We start from the raw sequence: 4,033 nt of genomic DNA, 5'->3' as shown, positions 1-4,033 counted from the left end.
GTAGAAGGATGGGCAGAGCACCGCCGCATCGGCGACCTCGCCACAATTGCCGCAGCCAACGCAGCTCTGGTCGATATGAGCGACCGGATCGTCGCGCAGCGGATCGTCTGTTGACTTGACCGACAGCGAGGGACAGCCGGACAGCCGCATGCAGGCATGGTCGCCCGTGCAGATGTCCTCATCGACGCCGAATTTCGGTTTCACGACACGGGTCCCGCCCTTGATCGCCTTGTCGACCAGCGGCTTTTCGCGGCGCTGCCGGTTGAGCATGCATTCGGACGAGGCGACGATGACCTTCGGCCCTTTCTCGTCCGTCGTCAGCGCCTCACGCAGCGTGTCCTGCATCTTGGTCACGTCATAGGTGCGGTCGACATGGCGCAGCCATTTGACGCCCATGCCTTTCACCGCCTCGGTGATCGGATGCTTCGTCGACTTGGTCTTGTTGCCGGCGCGCGATGACAGGATGTCCTGCCCACCCGTGGCCGCCGAATAAAAATTGTCGACGATGACGATGACGCCGTCGTTCTTGTTGAAAACCGCATTGCCGATCGAAGAGGTCAGGCCGTTGTGCCAGAAGCCGCCGTCGCCGACGAAGGAGATCGAGCGGCGCTTGGCATCAGGCGAATTGAAGGCTGAGGCGGAGGCCGGGCCCAGGCCATAGCCCATGGTGGTGGCGCCGAGTTCGAAAGGCGGCATGATCGAGAACAAATGGCAGCCGATGTCGGATGCGATATGGTGCTTGCCGAGTTCCTGCTCGACCAGTTTTGTCGCGGCAAAGATCGGCCGTTCCGGGCAGCCTATGCAGAAGCCCGGCGGACGGCCCGGCACGACATTGATCAGATCGGCTGCGTCGACGCCGTCACCGACCTTGTTGGGCGCGCGCACTTCGCCGGGCAGAAGATGCGGCGCCTCGGCGCGCAGGAAGGCGCCGATGCCGTCAAGCATGACCTGGCCGGTGTATTCGCCGGCCATCGGCAGGTACTCCTTGCCGACCAGCCTGGTGCCGCGACCGGCCTTGTGCAGCATCGAAGCAAAGGCCTGTTCGATGTAGTTGGGCTGGCCTTCCTCGACGACCAGCACCGCCTGCTTGCCCTCGCAGAATGACAGGAACTCGTCATCGATCAGCGGATAGACGGCGTTGAGCACATAGAGCGGCACGTCGGTGTCGCCATAAATGTCGGCAAGGCCGAGCCGCTGCAGCGCGCGGATGACCGAATTGTACATGCCGCCCTGCAGGACGATGCCGACCGAACCATGATCCGAGCCGAAGAACTCGTTGATCTTGTTCTTGGCGATGAAGTCGACCGCCGCCGGCCAGCGCTTCTGCACCTTCTCCTTTTCATGCAGGAAGGAGGCGGGCGGCAGCACGATGCGGCCGGTGTCGCGGCGCGGCGCGTCGAGCGCATCGGCGACCGTCATCGGCGGCCGCTTGTTGTCCTTGGCGATGAAATGGCCATGGACGTGGCAGCAGCGGATGCGCACCTGCAGCATGACCGGCGTGTTGGAAATCTCGGACAGTTCGAAACCATCCTCCACCGCCTTGACGATGGAGGGCAGGTTGGGTCGCGGATCGAGCAGCCAGACCTGGCTTTTCATGGCGAAGGCATGGCTGCGCTCCTGCATGATCGAGGAGCCCTCGCCATAGTCCTCGCCGACAATGATCAGCGCGCCGCCAGTGACGCCGCCGGAGGCGAGATTGGCCAGCGCATCGGAGGCGACATTGGTGCCGACGGTGGACTTGAAGGTTGCGGCGCCACGGATCGGGTAATGCACCGAGGCGGCCAGCATGGCGGTGGCGGTGGCTTCCGAAGCGCTGGCTTCGAAATGCACGCCGAGCTCGCCCAGAATGTCCTGCGCGTCGGCCAGCACGTCCATCAGATGGCTGATCGGCGCGCCCTGATAGCCGCCGACATAGCCGACGCCGCATTGCAGCAGCGCCTTGGTGATGGCGAGGATGCCTTCGCCGGCAAATTCCTCGCCGGCGCCGAGCCGAAGCTTTTCGACTTCCTTGGCAAAAGACCGTTCGGCCATTTTTTCTCCTTCCGTTACCGCCTGAGGCTGGCGGCGCGTAGGTCTATCTGCTTGAGCATGACCTCTTTCGAAAACCGGGATCCACTTTTCGGGGTCATGTTAGATGTCGTGCTTGCGAATGTTCTTCAGCATCTTCAAAAGCGTGGCGATGAGTGCGGAATATTCAGCGTCGTCGATATCGTCGAACATCGCCTCGAACGCGTCATGCATGGCCGGCCAGGCGCGCGCGAACTCGGCGCGGCCGTCGTCGGTCAGGAACACGTGGCGGATGCGGCTGTCGGTGACGCCCTGTTCGCGCCGTACCAGGCCCTGGCCCTCGAGTGAGTCGAGCGTCCGGCTCAAGGTCGACTGCTCGATGACCGTATAGACCGAGAGGTCGTTGACGGTGATGCCGTCGGTGACCGACAGCACGGCCAGCGTGCGGACCTGCGGAATGGTCAGGCCTTGCTTGCGAAAATCGTCGCGCAGGGTGGCGTTGTAGCGGCCCATGATGCGGTTCATCAGATAGGGCGCGAATTGCTGCAGGCCGATCTGCCCCAGGGTCGAAATGCGCTGGCGCTTCTCAGTGACCTTCTCTTCCATCACAGCCTCCCCGCCAGGAGAAAGCCGGAACCGCCGCCAAGGCCCGCGCCCGGGTGGGTCGAGGCGCCGATATGGTAGAGGCCCTTGATGCCGGTCTGATGGTTGCGGCTGGTCTTGAACGGCCGCCAAAGGAAGGACTGGTCGATGGTCGAGGAACCGCCATAGGGATCGCCGCCGACCAGATTGATGTTCATCGCCTCGAGATCGGCCGGCGAATAGGCGCGCCGCGCAATGACGCTGTCCTTGAAGCCCTCGATATGGCTGGCGAGGATCGCTTCAGCGCGATCGGCATAGGCTTCGCGCAGCACATCGGTCCATTGCCCGTCCGCTGGTGCCTGCAGCTTGCCGGCGGCGTCGCCCTTGATGTGGCGAGGCGCCTCGGGCAGTTGCAGCCAGAGGACCGCCTTGCCTTCCGGGCAGCGCGACGCGTCGAGCGCATGCGGCTGGCCGACACAGATGGTCGGCACCTCCGGCAGCATCCCGCGCGCCGCCTCGTTGCAGGCTTTCGAGACGCCATCCAGGCCGGGCGTCAGGTGCAGCAGCGCCACCTTATCCAAGCCTTCGCCGCGCCATGCGGGCGGTTTGTCCAGGGCGTAGTGGATCTGGAAATTGCCTTTGCCGTAGCGGTATTTCCGCGTCGCCTCGACATCGGCTTTGGGAGCATCCGCGCCAAGCAGCCTGCCATAGAGCTGCGTCGGGGTGACCGAGCAGATGACGCTCTTGTTGGCCGTGATTGTCTCACCCGAGGCCAGCAGCACGCCGGTTGCCCGGCCATTGCTTTGAACGATCGAAGCGACGTCGGCGCCGGTGCGGATGTCGCCGCCGCGTTCCCGGATCAAAGCCTCGAAGGCCGCCAGCAGGTTTTTTGCCCCGCCCTTGACGATCGGCGCGCCCGCCGCCTCAAGCGCGAAGGCGATAACCCTGGCGATCTGGCCGGAGAACGCATCTTCAGGGCCTAATCCAGCATGCAGTACCCAGGGTGCCCACAACGCACGGATGGTTTCGGACTGGTAGGTGCTTTCGAGCCAGCCGCGCGCCGGCACGAGTGCCTCGCCGAGAAAGGCGGCAAGGCCACGCGGGCCACGCCGCCAGCCATCACCGGCCAGCAGCTTCGCTGTCGGATAGGACCACAGGCTGCCGCCGAGCAGGCCGAACAGCAGGCCGGCATTGCGCTCGATGCCGCCGACATCATCCGCGTGCCGGTCACCCTCGCCTGCCGCGATCGCATTAAGGGCGACGACGTTGGCGGCACGGTCGGTGCTGAGCACGGCATGGCTGCCGTCCGGCCGCAGCACGCCGGTCGGCGTTCCCGTGTGGCAGAACTCCAGCCCGTGGCGCGCGAGGTCGGCGCCCAGTGCCGCAAAGGCCGGCGAGGTGATGAACAGCACGAAGGTCGTCGCCATCACGTCATGGATGAAGC

At 64.5% G+C, this 4,033-nt stretch carries 3 protein-coding genes; all 3 read right to left on the bottom strand.

What is annotated here, in order from left to right; translation table 11 throughout:
• Positions 1–2,031, bottom strand: a 2,031-nt coding sequence (locus EN750_RS22090) for an indolepyruvate ferredoxin oxidoreductase subunit alpha (protein ID WP_145967831.1), incomplete at its 3' end; no start/stop codon positions are given.
• A 99-nt stretch (positions 2,032–2,130) separates the two neighbouring features.
• Positions 2,131–2,613 carry a MarR family transcriptional regulator gene (locus EN750_RS22085; protein ID WP_023811464.1) on the bottom strand — a complete coding sequence of 161 codons (483 nt, stop codon included), beginning with the start codon at positions 2,611–2,613 and terminating at the stop codon, positions 2,131–2,133.
• On the bottom strand, positions 2,613–4,033 hold a 1,421-nt coding region (locus EN750_RS22080), incomplete at its 5' end, for an NAD(P)/FAD-dependent oxidoreductase (protein WP_145967830.1). The genes EN750_RS22080 and EN750_RS22085, both read right to left, overlap by 1 nt.

Origin of the sequence: Mesorhizobium sp. M7A.F.Ca.ET.027.03.2.1 (genome assembly GCF_003999175.1) — a bacterium.
In the GTDB taxonomy this organism is placed as follows: domain Bacteria; phylum Pseudomonadota; class Alphaproteobacteria; order Rhizobiales; family Rhizobiaceae; genus Mesorhizobium.
This window is presented reverse-complemented; position numbering and strand designations above follow the sequence as displayed.

Bases quoted from the DNA above. Each gene is read 5' to 3' on its own strand.
- EN750_RS22085 (WP_023811464.1), bottom strand. From the start codon at position 2,613: ATGGAAGAGAAGGTCACTGAGAAGCGCCAGCGCATTTCGACCCTGGGG.